At 44.1% G+C, this 16,389-nt stretch carries 15 protein-coding genes; 9 read left to right on the top strand and 6 right to left on the bottom strand.

Annotation, left to right across the window (positions count from 1 at the left end; all coding sequences use genetic code 11):
* Nucleotides 1–21 precede the first annotated feature (21 nt).
* On the bottom strand, nt 22–2,580 hold the full coding sequence (locus AKG33_RS02365; protein WP_050707884.1) for a mechanosensitive ion channel domain-containing protein: 2,559 nt from the start codon (nt 2,578–2,580) through the stop codon (nt 22–24).
* Between the two features lie 228 nt (nt 2,581–2,808).
* Here AKG33_RS02365 and AKG33_RS02360 point away from each other — a divergent pair, with 228 nt between their 5' ends.
* From AKG33_RS02360 to AKG33_RS02350, 3 genes are read left to right on the top strand one after another with little or no spacing between them, the layout of a single operon-like run.
* Nucleotides 2,809–3,549, top strand: a complete 741-nt coding sequence (locus tag AKG33_RS02360) for a hypothetical protein (RefSeq protein WP_011927810.1) — start codon at nt 2,809–2,811, stop codon at nt 3,547–3,549.
* A gap of 60 nt (nt 3,550–3,609) precedes the next feature.
* Nucleotides 3,610–4,257, top strand: a complete 648-nt coding sequence (locus AKG33_RS02355) for a trimeric intracellular cation channel family protein (RefSeq protein ID WP_011927809.1) — start codon at nt 3,610–3,612, stop codon at nt 4,255–4,257.
* Nucleotides 4,258–4,266: 9 nt separating this feature from the next.
* Nucleotides 4,267–5,220 (top strand): hypothetical protein, encoded by a 954-nt coding sequence (locus tag AKG33_RS02350; RefSeq protein WP_011927808.1) that lies wholly within the window; start codon nt 4,267–4,269, stop codon nt 5,218–5,220.
* A gap of 99 nt (nt 5,221–5,319) precedes the next feature.
* Here AKG33_RS02350 and AKG33_RS02345 read toward each other — a convergent pair whose 3' ends face one another.
* Genes AKG33_RS02345 through AKG33_RS02325 form a run of 5 tightly spaced genes read right to left on the bottom strand, consistent with a single transcriptional unit; the run spans nt 5,320 to nt 9,979 of the window.
* A complete protein-coding gene (locus AKG33_RS02345) occupies nt 5,320–6,759 on the bottom strand; it encodes an aminoacyl-histidine dipeptidase (RefSeq protein ID WP_011927807.1) in 1,440 nt (479 codons plus the stop codon).
* Nucleotides 6,760–6,786: 27 nt separating this feature from the next.
* Nucleotides 6,787–7,788, bottom strand: a complete 1,002-nt coding sequence (sohB, locus tag AKG33_RS02340; RefSeq protein ID WP_011927806.1) for a protease SohB — start codon at nt 7,786–7,788, stop codon at nt 6,787–6,789.
* Nucleotides 7,782–8,525 (bottom strand): hypothetical protein, encoded by a 744-nt coding sequence (locus AKG33_RS02335; protein WP_011927805.1) that lies wholly within the window; start codon nt 8,523–8,525, stop codon nt 7,782–7,784. The genes sohB and AKG33_RS02335 overlap by 7 nt, the downstream gene beginning before the upstream one ends.
* Nucleotides 8,509–9,342, bottom strand: a complete 834-nt coding sequence (locus tag AKG33_RS02330) for an ATP-binding cassette domain-containing protein (protein ID WP_011927804.1) — start codon at nt 9,340–9,342, stop codon at nt 8,509–8,511. The genes AKG33_RS02335 and AKG33_RS02330 overlap by 17 nt, the downstream gene beginning before the upstream one ends.
* Nucleotides 9,343–9,367: 25 nt before the next feature.
* Nucleotides 9,368–9,979 (bottom strand): IMPACT family protein, encoded by a 612-nt coding sequence (locus tag AKG33_RS02325; protein WP_011927803.1) that lies wholly within the window; start codon nt 9,977–9,979, stop codon nt 9,368–9,370.
* A 192-nt stretch (nt 9,980–10,171) separates the two neighbouring features.
* Here AKG33_RS02325 and AKG33_RS02320 point away from each other — a divergent pair, with 192 nt between their 5' ends.
* From AKG33_RS02320 to secF, 6 genes are all read left to right on the top strand, one after another.
* A complete protein-coding gene (locus AKG33_RS02320) occupies nt 10,172–11,050 on the top strand; it encodes a hypothetical protein (protein WP_011927801.1) in 879 nt (292 codons plus the stop codon).
* 7 nt (nt 11,051–11,057) lie between these two features.
* Complete coding sequence (dapF, locus tag AKG33_RS02315; protein ID WP_011927800.1) at nt 11,058–11,894, top strand: diaminopimelate epimerase; 837 nt, start codon at nt 11,058–11,060, stop codon at nt 11,892–11,894.
* A complete protein-coding gene (locus AKG33_RS02310; protein WP_011927799.1) occupies nt 11,891–12,799 on the top strand; it encodes a tyrosine recombinase XerC in 909 nt (302 codons plus the stop codon). The genes dapF and AKG33_RS02310 overlap by 4 nt, the downstream gene beginning before the upstream one ends.
* A gap of 180 nt (nt 12,800–12,979) precedes the next feature.
* On the top strand, nt 12,980–13,384 hold the full coding sequence (gene yajC, locus AKG33_RS02305; protein ID WP_011927798.1) for a preprotein translocase subunit YajC: 405 nt from the start codon (nt 12,980–12,982) through the stop codon (nt 13,382–13,384).
* A 67-nt stretch (nt 13,385–13,451) separates the two neighbouring features.
* Nucleotides 13,452–15,317 carry a protein translocase subunit SecD gene (gene secD / locus AKG33_RS02300; RefSeq protein WP_011927797.1) on the top strand — a complete coding sequence of 622 codons (1,866 nt, stop codon included), beginning with the start codon at nt 13,452–13,454 and terminating at the stop codon, nt 15,315–15,317.
* A gap of 10 nt (nt 15,318–15,327) precedes the next feature.
* Nucleotides 15,328–16,248 carry a protein translocase subunit SecF gene (secF, locus tag AKG33_RS02295; protein ID WP_011927796.1) on the top strand — a complete coding sequence of 307 codons (921 nt, stop codon included), beginning with the start codon at nt 15,328–15,330 and terminating at the stop codon, nt 16,246–16,248.
* Nucleotides 16,249–16,389: the final 141 nt, after the last annotated feature.

Below are 16,389 nucleotides of genomic sequence, written 5' to 3'. Positions count from 1 at the left end.
CGTAGCATGAGGTCGCGCATTCTATGTGCTTTTATGCTTCTCGTCAAGATTTTCATCTTGATTTTTACCACTTTCCCGCGGCACCGCATGTTTTTCGGAAAAAGTATTCGATGCATTAACCGCTGACGTTTCCTCTGCTTTTTCTTTAGCAACTTGCGCTTTAGAATCGTGAATTAATTGTTTTTCTGGAGATTCGTCTGGTTTTGCCTCTAATTTTTCGGCAACCGATCCTTGATTTACATTTTTCACATCGCTGTGCGCCGGTTTTGTCGTTTTAAATACGGTATTAAACGATGATTGCTCTTTTAATTGATTCAAATAAAGCGTTTGATGCGGATAAGGGATTTCAATACCTGCGCGGTCAAAATAAATTTTCACCAAACGATTGTATGCCCTGCCCACCGCCCATTGGTCGCCGGGCGTTGTTTTAATAATGGCGCGAATCACCACCGCGCTATTACCCAATTCCACCACGCCGGCAATATTGAGTTCATCGAGAATACTATTTCGGTAAGCGCCCTGACGCAATTCATCAAAAGCCGCTTTTAATTGCAAATAAGCCTGATCAATATCTTCTGCATAACCAATGCGATATTCCCCGCAATGATAAGCAAAACCCCGCATATAATTGGAAACGGTACTCACGCTGGAAAAGGGAATCACGTGATACGTTCCTTCAGCGTCGCGCAAACCAACGGAACGAATTGAAATCCGTTCCGCCGTGCCGCTAATGCCAGCAACGGTAACAAAATCGCCCGTATTCATCGCGTTTTCAATTTGGATAAAAATACCGGTAATCACATCTTTAACCAAAGTTTGCGCACCAAAACCCACTGCCAAACCAACAACACCCGCCCCAGCAATTAAAGGTCCAATATTGATCCCGATCTGCGATAAAACCAACATCAAACCGATGATAAATAAAATCACTGCCAAAGCATTTTTAATCAGCGACAATAACGTTTTCGCGCGCGCACTCGGCTCGCCATAACTCGAATACGCGCTTAAACGATGCTCGATAATGGCAGCAACAATCATCCACACAAAAATAATAAACGCCGCAATCATCACCGCGCCCAACCACGTATTCAGCGTTTTTTGCCCCTCGCTAGAAGCAAGCCAATGTTGCACAGAAATCACATGCCACGCCGACAAAGTCAACAAAATAACAGCAATGAGTAACGCCATTCTCATCAGTCGTAAAAATAAAAGAATATAAGCATTTAAACGCGCTTCCATTCCCGGAAAATAACGCTGCCATTCTTCCGATAACTCAATGGGTTGACCGATTAATTGCGTGAGCAACATAGAAATTAATAAACCGCCGCCAATGCTTAAAATCGTGCGTAAAGTGCCTTGTAATACAAACGGTAACGATTGCTCCGCCTGCAACAAAGTAACCACCAGCAGCATCATAAAATACGCCAAAGCAAACCAATGCCATAAAGCCGCCATTAACCGCAGAAAAATTTTACCGACGCCAAATTTAGTTTTTCGACTCATTACATAAAACCGCCGTTGTAAACGCGTACGATTTTTCATCACACCGCAAACGCCGTAAATAAACGCCGCAAGCGCGATAACGGTAATGCTGACTTGCCCTAAAGAATTGCTGATATTCGTATTAATTAAAGGAATGGCGACCATATAACCGTAGCCAACCAAATTAATAATATTGCCGATCCAGTGATACCAATAATGCGCCGTGCGGTTATCGCAGCGCAATAAACGCAATCCCGAATAACGATCATAAAAAACCGTCCGCACGCCGACTTTAATCAATTCCAAAATCATAAATGCGGTTAAAAACAAATTCGATTGCAAACTCAAACTTCCATTTTCGCCGACGATATGCAAAGTGATAAATTGCGCCGTGAAATAAGTCACGCCGATAAAAATCATATCGACGATACACATAATAGAAATAGCAACTAATTGATAAAGCAATCTTCTTTGCTGCGTTGCCGCCAACACCCACGAATGCAAACGATTTTTAAGCGGCACACTGACTCGCCGTAATCCCTGATAAAGCGCCAAAGTTGCCACAATAATCATGCCCAAATGCGCCACCGCTTTACCAAAACCGCGCCAATTAAACCATTTCAAGCGATAATCATCGCCACGCAGTGCCGTCATCAAAATACGCGCAGATTGTTCAATTCTGCCGCCGACTTTCCCCACGATTTCCGCGCTTTTTTCTGCGATTTGTTTTGGTAAATCAACCGCTTCTGTTAATACTTCGCGCGTATTATCAGCAACGGCTTGTAATGCGTTGGTTTCTACGGTTTTTAAATCGGGTTCGACTTTTTGCGCAGCGGGCGCGGTGGTTTGTTCTTCTTTTTCTGCCGTTTTTTCCGATTGCGCTGATGAATGCGTATCTGCGGCATCTTTTTCAGCAATTGCGCGTAATTGATTAATTAATAATGAGCGTTGCTCCGGATTTTCCAAAATTTCTGCCAACTGGGTTAATGCCGCTTTATCGGCATCGGGAATCGTTTTATCCGCGGTTTTATCGGCGGTGCAGAAGGCGTTTACAGAAAAAAAACAGAAAAAAATGGTGATTAAATAATAACGTAACATCAAAAAGTCTCTTAAATTGTATCGCGCGGAAATTCTACCGCGACAATCCATCGTTTTCATATCTATTTTGCGCCGGTTGTGCGCGAAAACGATAATTTTTCTGCCGTGCGGTCAACATTTATCGCCTTGTAATCAATACAATTATTGAGGAAATTTCGCCCTAATGATTGTTGCGATTGGCAACAAACTCTATAATAAACAGCAGGAACTGACCATAAAGAGAACACAATGGATACAATCAGCTATTACAAAATGTTACGAATCAGCCCCGGCGCCAGCGAAAAGGAAATCCGCGCGGCGATTGAGCGTTTGCGTAAACGCGACACCAGCGGCGAATATGCGGCAACATTAAATAATATTGAAAAAACTTTATTAGCGGATATCGAAGCGCAGCAGCCCGCGAAAAAACAGGGCATTGATGACATGTTTTTTGACGGCGGACACAGCGATTTTTTAACTGCGGAAGAAAAATTAAAAGATTTGCAGCCGGCATTTAATCCCGCCGAATTATACGGTTCTTTACATAACGGCAAAAAAGTACGAAAACCGTTGGTTAAAGCGCCTACGAAAGGGTTGGGCATGGGCGGAGTATTAATTATTGCGGCTCTAATTGCTTTTTCCGTTATCGGGGGTTATGCCTATCCTATTGTAAAACGCTATTATTTAGGCACGAATCAATCCAAAACTGCCGCCAGCGCTTTGGTGAGCGCAAAAGATAAAGTAATGGAAGAAATCAAACGCACGAAAGTGTTCCCCATTGATTTAACTTTTCCGACTTCAGAATTTTATCAAATCACCATCACGCCACAGGAAACCATTTTGTTGACGTTTACTTCAAATGCCATTCCCGATTTAGCCGGCAGAAAGATGGAAATGTATAACTTTTTTAAACAAAATGTGGGTTTGATTTGGCAGTGTCGCGTCAGTTCTGGTTTTCCAGAGGATTTACGTCCAGTCCAATGTTTTTGATATCATAATTTCTTCTCTTTCACGCCTATTGCAGGCGTTTTTTTATGCACAGGAGATAAAATGAATACAGATATAGTGATTTATATTTTGGACTTGATCGGTTGCGCCGGCTGTGCGGCGGCGGCATCAGTATTGGCAAAACGCGTGGGTTTTGATTTTACGGGCGCCGTGATGATCGGAGCCATTGGTGCGATCGGCGGCGGTACCGTCCGCGATTTATTGATCAATCGTCACCCGATTTTCTGGTTAAAAGACCTCAATTATCTGTGTTTAATCACGGCGGTTGCCTTATTAGTGCAAATTTTTTATCACGCCGTTGAACGATTGGATAAACCGTTGCGCTGGTTTGATGCCGTTGGGTTAGCAGCTTTTTCCGTCATCGGTTTTCAAGCGGCTTTATCCAAAGGATTTAGCGCGCCGATTGTGGTTTTGATGGGCGTGATTACGGCGGTGATGGGCGGAATTATCCGCGATATTATTTGCCGACAATTGCCTTTGGTCTTGCGTCAAGAAATTTATATCGTGGCAGCGATTTCTGGCGGAATTTGGTTTTTACTGTTGCAAAAAATCAATATTTCTTTGTGGATTAATCATTTAAGCACGATGTTATTTATTTTTTCTTTCCGCATGTTTTCTGTTTATCAACGCTGGAATCTGCCCAGCATTACTTTACCCGCTAAAACACCACAAGATCCCAACAAAAACTAAGGCTTATTGATGCTTACTTATCGTTTACCGCTATTAATCGTTATTCATTATTTCATTGTTTTTTCTGATGGTTTTGCTCAAACATCGGATAATTGGGTTGATGAACAACATCAACAAGTTCAATCTTCTTTGCAGCAAATGGCAAACAATATCAACAGTTGGTTTGGAGAAAACGACGAACAAAACCCCGCAAAAGCAGGTTTGCGGGTGATGATTGATCAACGCTGGAATCATTATGAAGGTTATTCCCTGCGCCCAAGAATACGCGGCAGTCTTCGTTTGCCGGCGCTGCAAGATAAAATCAGCGTGGTTTTCGGCGATGAAACCATGGATCACGAATTTAAAGATGCGGCGGAATTAATGTCAGAATCGCGCGGTTTAGAACATAAATCGCATTTCAGTATGCAAGATACAAAACGCACTAATTCATCGGTTGCTTTGCAATGGTCGCCGGCGCGACAAAATACATTTGATAGTAAATTTAGTTTGGGAATGCGTTCCGGCGGCGATATTTACGTTAAAACCGAATTAAGCAAAGACAATCAATACCATAGATTGCAAAATCATAACGCAATCATTTACCGCTACGGTTTAAAAAGTCAACATTATGTCCGCGGCAATCTCGATTTTAATTACCAATTAGGCGGTAATAATATTGCCAGTAATCAAACCCATATCGATTACCATCATGATGATGACGAAGAAAAATGGGGGTGGGGCAATCGTTTATCGTATAAACATCTGACCGGTAAAAATTCGTGGTATCACTACGGCGTTTATACCGGCGGCAATATTAAAAATAAACAGTTTTCGCTCAATAGTTACGGACCTTTTATCAGCATGCGCCGCAATTTATTGCGTGATTGGTTATTTATTCAACCCGAGCTCACGTATTACAACAATAAAGAGCAAGATTATCAGCATAATATCGGCATTATGCTGCGGTTAGAAATGCAATTTTAATCGTTCGCGTCCAGAAAATAGTTGTTATAAAAGTTGTTATAAAACATAAAAAAAGCTGGGAATTTCTTCCCAGCTGTTGCAATGATTATTGCGTCGTTATTATTTAATTTCCGCCAACACGGCAAGCAACCATTTCCAGAAAACTGCCACACTTTCAATGCGGACGCGTTCATCTGGAGAATGAGGCATAGTAATATCCGGACCAATGGAAGCCATTTGCCAGTTGGGATAATTTTGTCCCATGATGCCGCATTCCAAACCTGCGTGAATTACGTTTACTTTCGGTGTTTTGCCAAAAATCTTTTCACCTTCACGCACTAGAATATCGGTAATTTCGGCGCCGGCGATCGGTTGCCAGCCAGGATATTCGTCTTCAAATTTGCTGGAGCCGCCGCCTAACAGGAATAAATCCCGCACCCGATTGGCTAAATTATCGCGGCATTCGTTGTCAGAAGAACGAATCAAACATAAAACTTCCAATTGATCTTTTTCTACTTGAACGCGCGCCAAGTTTATAGAAGTTTCAACTAGTCCTTGTGCCACAACGCTCATGCGATCAACGCCGCTTGGGCAAAGGTTTAAAATGCGCAAAATATTTTCATGAGCCGCTTTTGTCCAGCATTGTTCTGGTTTCTTATCTGCTGCGGTTAAAGTGATTTGCAAGCTTTTCACTTCTTCAGCCGGCAATCCGCGACGAATTACCGCCTCTTCTTGCGCAACAATGACTTTTAATTCATCTAATGAAGCATCGCTTACAAATACCGCATCGGCTTCGCGCGGAATCGCGTTATGCAACGTTCCCCCTTGGAAAGATGCCACGCGGATTTTATCGCCTAAAGCCAGCAATAAACGCGTCATAATCTTATTAGCATTACCGCGTTGTTTGATGATATCCAAACCGGAGTGACCACCGGTTAATCCGCGAATACTTAAAGCAAAAGCGTTGCGTTTATTGGCTTCAAAAGCAACGGGCAAATAATAAGTAGCTGTAACACCGCCGGCGCAACCAATGCAAATTTCGCCTAAAACTTCATTATCTAAATTAACTAATACTTCGCCTTGAATCCAATTGGGTTTCAATGCTTTTGCGCCGTCCATAGACGTTTCTTCAGTTGCGGTAAACAACGCTTCAAGCGGACCGTGCGTTAAAGTTTTATCGGCTAAAACGGCTAATGCCGCCGCTGCACCAATGCCGTTATCCGCGCCTAAAGTGGTTCCTTTTGCGCGCACCCACTCGCCATCAACATAAGCTTGAATGGGATCTTTTAAGAAATCGTGTTCAGTATCTTGGTTTTTTTGCGCAACCATATCCAAATGACCTTGCAAAATCACCCCTTTTGCTTTTTCCATTCCTTTGGAAGCTGGTTTACGCACTAAAACGTTTCCTCCAGCATCGCGTTCTGCCCACAAACCCAATTTTTTAGCTTCATCTAAAATGAATTGTTGCACTTGTTCTTCATGATAAGAAGGACGCGGAATTTGGGTTAATTGATAGAAATAATTCCACAATAATTCTGGTTTTAATTCTTTAATGGACATGTTTTCTCCTATTTTTAGTGAATAACTCTAATATATCCGGCTTTTAAATGGCGCGGTATGTTTTATTTTACCAAAAAATTGATATTTTAATTGACTGATTAAAGATTCTTCCTCTTCCATTGCTAACAATAAAATCTGATGCGTTTCCAAATGCGACAACACATAATCGTCACTGGTTTGCACGCGATCAATAAGCCCTTTTGCCAACGCTTGGGAGCCGTACCATGTTTCGCCCGTTGCCACTTCTTCCACCGCTAAATTGGGACGCATCGCTTGAATATGCGCCTTAAATAAAGCGTGCGTTTCAGCTAATTCATGGCGAAATTGTTTGCGGTCGTCTTCCGTATTTTGACCAAAAACCGTTAACGTGCGTTTATATTGTCCCGCGGTATGTTGTTCATAATGAATATCATTTTTGCGCAATAAATCATGAAAATTGGGCAATTCCCCAATCACACCAATCGAACCGACCAACGCAAACGGCGCCGCTAATAATTCATCTGCCACACACGCCATCATATAACCGCCGCTGGCAGCCACTTTATCAACAGCAATCACCAAACGCACCGCTTTATCGCGCAAACGCACCAATTGCGAAGCGGCAAGTCCATAAGCGTAAACATAACCGCCGGCACTTTCCAAACGCAATAACACTTCATCTTCTTCCTCGGCGACTTGCAAAATCGCGCTGATTTGATCGCGCAAATCTTCCACCGCGCTGGCTTCTACATCGCCATCAAAATCAATCACGAATAACCGCGGACGTTCATCGCTGTTTTTTTGTTGTGCTTCTTTTTTTTCTGCTTTATGTTTTTCTTTGAGCGCTTTTTTATCTAAAAATTCGTCCTCAATTTGTCGGGCAAAGGATTGATAATAATCATTTAATGAAGTCAATTTTAATTGTTTATCTTCATCATCTTTGCTTTTTTTCATCAGCGAAATTGTTGCGATAACTGCCAAAATTGCCAAAACTACCGTCACCATTTTTGCGAAAAACAAAGCATATTCTGCAAAAAAAACCGTTAACATTCTCTCAACTTCCCGTGTAAAAAAATAAGTAAGGAAATAAAATAACCGCCGTGCAACAACACAAAAACCGCCGTTTGCAAACTAAATTGCCCCGAATGCAATAATCCAACGTGCGCAAAAGGTGATAACCACTGCAGCAGCAAAACTAAAAACGCCGGTTCAGAAATCAAAGACGGCAATAACCACAATAAAATCAACCATAAAACTAAAAATGCGGCAGCGGCTAACGTATGGCGTAGCCACATCGTAAACACCGCACCCAAACCCAAAGCATACAGCAATAACACAATTTGCCCGCAAGCAATGCCTGCCACCACGCCGTCATCAAAATCCGTCGTCATACTCAACCATATCACCGCACACCAAAACGGCAGCGTCGCCAGCGCGGTTAATGTTGCAATCGCGGCTAATTTTACGGTTAACCAACGGTAAAAATCCCGATAAAACAAAGCAACCGTGCGATACAAAAATTCATCGCCCAACGATTTTGCCACCACGAAAACCATATATATCGCTAATAACCACCCCAATAAATGATTCAACGGCACCAATAACATATCGCTGACGCCGCGCGGCGTTGATAATAAAGCCAATTGCGGCGATAACGTTTGATATTCCTGCACGGCGGATAAAAAATAAATGCCCCAAATCCACCAAATAAGCACTAATAAAACGATAAACAGCGGTGATTGCAGCTGTGTCCATTCTTTTTGCCACAAACTACGCCAGTGATACATGCGTTTCCTCCGCCAATAAAAGATTAATAACCGCCGAAGGTATGGCAGGTTGCAAAGCTTCTAAACCTTCTGCCGCCGATAATTGCGCAAACGATAAAGCGTGCACAGAATAGCGTTCTTTCCGCCACAGCGCCGCATAATGTTGACACTGTTTTTCCGCCTGTTCTTCCGATTGCCACTGCGCCCAAAGTCCGCGCGGCGGCAAAACAATCTCGCGGCAACGTCCTTCTTTTAACTGCCACACTTTATCGGCAACAGGAAACACCGCGCTCATATGATGATTTGTCAGCAAAATGGCAACACCAGCTGCCGCGGTTTCCTGCAAAATCTGTTGTAACACTTGTTGTTGCGCGCTATCTAAACCATTTGCCGGCTCATCAAGCAATAATACGTCCGGCACGATTAATAAAGCTTGCGCCAGCGCTAAACGTTGTTCATAACCGCGTGATAATTGCCGGCAATATTTCATTTTCATGTCGTTTAAACCGCAACGCGCAATCACGCGTTCTGCGTGTTCTTGAGCAACGCCGTTAGTTTCTGCCCACCAGTGAAGAAATAATGCAACTGTCCACTGCGGATAAAAAGTAGCGTGTTCGGGCACAAAAGCAATGCGCAGCGGCGCCGCAGAAAGGCGTTTTCCTTTTTGTAACGCTAATTCGCCGGCAAATAAACGCAGCAGCGTGGTTTTTCCGATGCCGTTTTCGCCGCACAATAACGCAATTTCTCCGCGGTATAACGGCAAAGAAAGTTCATCAAAAATCTGCTGACGACCAAAATGGTATGACAAAGCTGACAAAGCAATAATGGGCTCGTCCATGATTGATTCCATAAAAAAATTTATTTTACGATGTTTCTATTTCATTGGTAGCGATTGTGATGCCGGCGGCATTCAATGCAGCGGCAACAGCTTCATAATCATCACGATTGAGTTCTAATTGATAACGACAATGCATCGCTAATGTTTGTTCGCAAATGGTAAGCGAAAATTGCGCCACAATTTGCATGAGAAAATAAATTTGCGCGTATTCGAGTTTAACGGTGATGCGCATTTTGGGCACGATGGCGATAATTTCGGCTGCTGCGAGCGCGTTTTGCGTTGCCGTTTTATAAGCGCGAATCAATCCGGGAATGCCCAATAATTTTCCGCCAAAATAACGCACTACGATAACGCCCGTATCAGAAAGTTGATAAGAAAGCATTTGATTATAAATCGGCAAACCCGCAGAACCCGACGGCTCGCCATCATCGTTGACGCGCCAATCTTGACCGTATTCCCCCAAACGCCACGCATAACAATGATGGCGCGCTTTGAGATGATGTTCTTTAATATCATTTAAATACGCGGTAAAAAACGCGCTATCCGTGCAGGGAAAAGCGTAAGCAATAAATCGGCTCCCTTTTTCTTGATATTCTCCCTGCTGCGCTTTGCCAAGCGTCTGACAATAAACAGGCATTATTTAAAAACTCTTTTTTTCTTACTGGTTGAAACCTTTTGATTGTAGGCGGTAAAATCGATCGAGGGATCCCGTTTGTCATCTTTCTTACCGCGCCCCTTTTTGGCAACAATTTTATTTTGAAAAAGTGATTCTTTCAAAACGGGTGGTATTACCTGCCTGCTGATTATGAGTTAACACAAGGAGATAAAAATGCGTTTATTACCAATGGTCATGCTACTCGGCTTTGCGAGCACTTCACTGACAACTTTCGCTCAAGAAATCGCCCAGCAGTATGCCAATGAATTACAAGAATTGCCGGAAAATACGGCTTTAATGACACCGCGCGCTGCCGCAATGCGCAATCGTATTGCAGTTAAATCAATGTCCTTAAATGCCGACGGCAGCGCACAATTGCGCGGAAAAATCGTTGGGCTCGGCATGGACGTTTACCGTTTTTCGGGCAACGCCGGCGATGTGATCCGCGTAACCGATTATCGCGGTTCTTCTGCTTTTGAATTTGCGATTTTTCGCCCAGAATTAGGCATGAAATTTGGCAATCATCAAGTCCTTCCCGTCAGCGGTGATTACGAATTGCGCATCGTCAATAACCGCCGCAATTTGCCTGCGAGCCGCAAAGCTTATCCCTATCACGTTAAATTTGCTTTGATTTCCGGCGGTTCCGCTTCCGCACAAACGCTGCAACCGATAACACAAGCAGCGCCAGTTATGCCAGCGCCTGTTGCCGCAAAACCCGAAGTAACCGTGATGAAAGAAGCGCCTGCTGCAGAACCTATTCCTGTTATGCCGGCTGCGCAACCCGCTCAACAAACAAGCAGCAATAATAATGTTTTTGTATGCGCTAATGGCAGCGGTACGTTAACGGTTAATTTTATGCCCAATGATGTGGTGGAAGTTGACTTGCAAGGTAAAAATTTAGTGCTCAACGCCGCCGACAGCCGTCAAGGTTATACCGCTTATACTAATGGTCAATACGTACTCTTTGCCCACGAAAGCAAACGCCACGTTGCCGCGCTGATTCGTCAAGATGGACAAACCGGCATTCCGCTTGCTTCTGATTGCCGCCGATAATTAATTCATGCAACCCAAAATTTTTAGCAAAATGCACGGCTTGGGCAATGATTTCGTTGTTTTAAATTGCCTGCATCTGCCTTTTTCTTGGACGAAAGATGACATCAGCGCGCTGGCGCATCGCAATTGCGGCATTGGTTTTGATCAACTTTTGTTGCTCGAACCGCCCAAAAGCAGCGCTGCCGATTTTTCCTACCGTATCTTTAACGCGGACGGAAGCGAAGTAGAACATTGCGGCAACGGTGCGCGGTGTTTGGGGAAATATATTCGCGATAACGGATTATTTGATTTTACGCGTCCTGCCGTGGTGCAAACACAAAAAAGAACCATCATCATTGATTATTGCGGCGTTCAAAATGGGAGTGAACTGTTTCGCGTTCAAATGGGCGTGCCCGATTTTTCACCTTTTACCACGCTGCAAACAAGCGCACTGGCTCAACCGTTGTCGCTGGCTGCAGGGCATTTTGAATGCGGCATTGTTTCAATGGGCAATCCGCACGCGGTGATATGCGTTGATGACGTGGAAACGGCAGCAGTTACTGCGATCGGCAGCGCATTGCAACAACACCCATTATTTCCGCAACGCGTTAACGTGGGGTTTATGCAAATCATTAATCGAGAACATATTCGCCTGCGCGTTTTTGAACGCGGCGTGGGCGAAACTTTAGCTTGCGGAACGGGCGCGTGCGCGGCAGTTTCCGTCGGCATTGCGCGTGGTGATTTAGCGCAAACGGTGCACGTTGATTTGCGTGGCGGTTCCTTAATTATTGATTGGGCAGGAGAAAAAGAACCGCTTTTTATGACGGGCAGCGCCACGGCGGTTTACCACGGGCAAATTCTATGATTGAAGCGTTTTTACACGCGCTCCAATACGAACGCGGACTTTCTCCACAAACCTGCACGACTTACCGTTATTCACTCAATCAAGCGCAACGATATTTTCACGGTGAACTCGAACAGCAAAAAGCGAATGCTTTGCAAAGTTATCTTAATCATCAGCGCCGAAAACGCATTGCGCCGATCACACTCAACCGCCACCGTGCGGCGCTGCGCACTTATTTTTCGTGGTTGAAACAAACGCGGCAACGTTTGGATAATCCGGCAATGGCGTTGCAAATTCCTAAAATTCGCAAAAAAACGCTACCCAAAACGCTATCAATCGATGAAATAACGATTTTGCTGGCGCCGCCGAACAGCGAAGAACCGCTAACGTTGCGTAATCATGCATTATTCGAATTAGCCTATTCTGCCGGTTTGCGTCTTGCCGAATTGATCGCGATTAATTGGCGCGATTGTGCGCGGTTGCCCGATGAATTGATTATCACGGGAAAAGGCGGTTATCAACGGCGTATTTTTATCGGCACGCATGCCAAAATGGCGTTATCAAAATGGTTGAACGTCCGCGCGCAAATCGCGGCGCCCGAAGAAAAGGCGTTGTTTGTATCTAATCAGGGGCGACGTATTCACCCGCGGTCGGTGGAATATATTTTGCATCGTTACGCGCAAAGCCGCCTGCCCAATCGCCATATTACGCCGCATATGTTGCGCCATAGTTTTGCCGGACATATGTTGCAAGCTTGCGGCGATATTCGCGCAGTGCAAGATTTATTAGGGCATCAACGCATTTCCACCACGCAAATTTATACTTTTTTAGATTTTCAACAATTATCGAAAGTGTACGACCGCGCACACCCCAGAGCGCAAAAAAATCATGCGTCAAACGGCGCAAATGATCCCAAAATAAAGTAAATAAACGCGTTTATGGACGCTGGAATTTGCGGTAAACCGCCTCCATCATGGGTCATGAATGCGTTATAATTACCGCCTTTTTATATTCTTTCTTATTGCTTATCATCGCTTTTTTCAGCAATTTGCTGTAGCGATTTTTGAGCGGTAAGAATTTATTATTGAGTTATTACAGGAGTATTTATGTTTTTGATTTCTCAAGCTTATGCCCAATCAGCCCCCGCGCAAGCGAATGCTTCCGGCAGCGGCGTTCAATTTATTTTCATCGCCATTATGTTTGCCGTGATTTGGTATTTAATTTTGCGTCCTCAACAAAAACGCGCCAAAGAACACCGCAACATGCTGGAAGCGCTTAAAAAAGGCGACGAAGTTATGACTAATGGCGGATTGATGGGAAGAGTCATCGCTTTCAACGATCAAGCAATCGATATTGAAATTGCAAAAGGAATCATCGTGCGGTTGCAAAAAGGATTTATCGTGCAAACTTTACCGAAAGGCAGTTTAAAAGCCGATTTAACGTCACCAGCGGTTGAAGAAAAAGAAGTTAAAGAAACCAAAGATTCTAAAGAAGAAAAAATTATTTCATAATCCGCACGCCTGACAATTCCAAAAATCTTGGAATTGTCTCCTTTTTATCGTTTTTTAGGAATATGTTATGCCTAAACCATTTACTCCTTGGAAGTATGCCTTAATTGTGATGGTGCTTTTACTGGGACTACTTTTTGCGCTGCCCAATTGGTATGGTAAAAGCCCTGCCGTGCAAATGCGTTTCACCGCGACGCCGGCAGAACAAAATACCGTCGATCGCATCGCTTCTTTACTTTCCGCAGAAAAAATTCCCTATAAAAATATCGTCCGCAGCGCCGAAAATATCGATATTTTATTCGCGCAAACCGATGAACAAATTGAAGCTAAAGATGTGCTTGCCAAACATTATCCCGATGCCGAAATCAGCGTTAACCTGCTCGCTAATACACCGCGCTGGATGCAAGCGCTCGGGCTGGATCCTGCTAATTTAGGTTTGGATTTGCGCGGTGGCGTATCCTTTTTATTGCAAGTGGACAGCAAAGAATTATTGGAACGCCGATCCGCAGAATTACTCGATACGTTAAGAGCAACGTTGCAAGAAAAATCTTTGCCGCATATTCGCTTGGAAAATGCGGATAATGGCGGCGCATTAGTTTGGTTTCAAAGCCAAGAAGAACGCGCCAATGCTTTAGAAACGCTTTATTCTCGGTTGCCCAAAGGCGTGCAACAATTTGATGCCGAACGCGATGGACAATTTGGTTTGCGTTTTGTTTATTCTGAAGAAGCCATCAATGCTGCTAAACGCCGCGCTGCCGATCAAAACCGTATGCGCATGGCGAGTCGCGTTAACAGTTTGGGCGTTGCCGAACCTTCCGTTCAAGTCGTTGGCAATGACCGCATTTTAATTCAATTGCCTGGAATTCAAGACGTCAGCAAAGCTAAAGAAATTTTAGGTTCTACCGCAACTTTGGAATTTTATATGGTAGACGACAAAGCAACGCCCGCCGATATTGCAAACGCCGTGCGCTTAAAACGTCCACCATTTGGCGATAAATTGGGCTTTTTTGAAGACGGCACCCCGATTTTACTCAAACGGCGCGTAGTGATGAGCGGCGACCACATCATCGATGCGAGCGCGGTTTATGGTCAAGGACAACCGCAAGTAAACGTTGTTTTGGATTCGGCTGGTGGCGCGACCATGTCGGAAATTACGCGTAATAACATCGGAAAACCCATGGCAACCATGTATGTGGAATATTTACCCGTTGAAAAAACCGATGCCGCCGGTGAAACGCAAACCGATGTCGAAAAACGTGAAACCGTCGCCAATTCCGCCACCATTCAAGGGCAGTTTTCCAGTAATTTCCAAATTACGGGAGTGACGCCTTTTGAACGCGCCCAAAAATTAGCCGCGACGCTGCGCGCGGGTTCATTAATTGCGCCGGTCTACATCATTGAAGAACGCACCATCGGACCTTCTGCAGGTCAACAAAATATCGATCAAGGCGTGCATGCTTCTTTATTAGGATTATTTGCCATCGCCGTGTTTATGTTGGTTTACTACAATAAATTGGGATTTTATTCCGTCATCGCGTTGACGTTTAACCTCATTTTATTGATTGCTTCCATTTCTTTATTAGGCGCAACGTTAACATTACCAGGAATCGCGGGGATCGTGTTGACGCTGGGCATGGCAGTTGATGCGAACGTTTTAATTTATGAGCGCATTCGTGAAGAACTTGCCGCCGATCGTCCGATCAAAGAATCAATTCGCATGGGATTTAACGGCGCATTGTCTTCCATTGTTGATGCGAATATCACCACTTTAATCGTCGGCGTTTTATTGTTTATTTTTGGCGCCGGCCCTATCAAAGGATTTGCGGTGACTTTATCCGTGGGCATTATGACTTCAATGTTTACCGCGGTTTACGTCACCCGTGCGTTAACAGAATTCTTTTTATTAAGACAAGCGCAGCCGACTATAAAACTGTGAGAATCAAATTATGCAAATAAAAATTCCTTATATTCATTACATGAATTATGCCCGCCACGCATTAATACTTTCCGGTATTTTGACCGTACTATGCCTTTTATTGATGATTTTTCGGGGCTTTAATTTCGGTTTGGACTTTACCGGCGGCGCCACAATTGAATTGCAATATACTGAAGCCGCTGATATTCCCGATGTGCGCAAAACCGTTAACCAAATTTTGCCGGAAGCAACCGTTTTGCAATACGGCAGCGCGCGCGATGTGCAAATTCGTTTTGCCGATGATGGACGCGGCTCCATCGATAATCTGATGCAAGAAGTGGTAACCACCATCAAAGCGCGTTATCCGGACGTTAAAATCAACGGTCAATCCAAAATCGGCGGACAATATAAATCCGAATTAATCGAAAAAGGCATCACGGCGCTGGTGTTATCCTGCGTGGGTTTGGTGATTTATTTGGCAGTTCGTTTTGAGATGAAATTCGCCATTGGCGCGGTGCTTTCGCAATTGCACGACGTTATCGCAACCGCAGCAATGTTTTCGCTCGCCGGTTGGACGATGGATTTAACGGTGCTCGCGGCATTGCTTGCCGTTTTAGGTTATTCCGTTAACGATACTGTGGTAGTTTACGACCGCATTCGTGAAAATTTCTTAAAAACACCGCATAAAACCGCCAAAGAAGTCATTGACGCTTCCATCAATCAAACGATGGCAAGAACTATTGTTACGGGGTTAACAACCGCTTTAGCCGTGATTTCTTTACTATTTTTCGGCGGCAGCACATTATTCGGCTTTTCCGCAGCGATGTTGGTCGGCATCGTTTTTGGTTCGTATTCTTCCATTTTCGTTGCCAGCGCCATCGCGCTCAAATTAGGCGTTTCGCCGCGAGATTTGATGCCCAAAGAAAAAGCGCCGTTAGACGATTTACCCTAAAAATGCATCATCATGAAACCAGTCTTCGGACTGGTTTTTTATTGCCGCACGCAAAGCGTTTAAAATTTATCCTGCTGATTTTATGTGAAAAATTACCAGATAATTTCATCGTTAAAACCGCTCATTTTGTTATACTACAAA

Origin of the sequence: Dichelobacter nodosus (genome assembly GCF_001263335.1) — a bacterium.
In the GTDB taxonomy this organism is placed as follows: domain Bacteria; phylum Pseudomonadota; class Gammaproteobacteria; order Cardiobacteriales; family Cardiobacteriaceae; genus Dichelobacter; species Dichelobacter nodosus.
The sequence above is the reverse complement of the archived record's forward strand: the minus strand, read 5'-3'. Positions and strand labels throughout refer to the sequence as shown.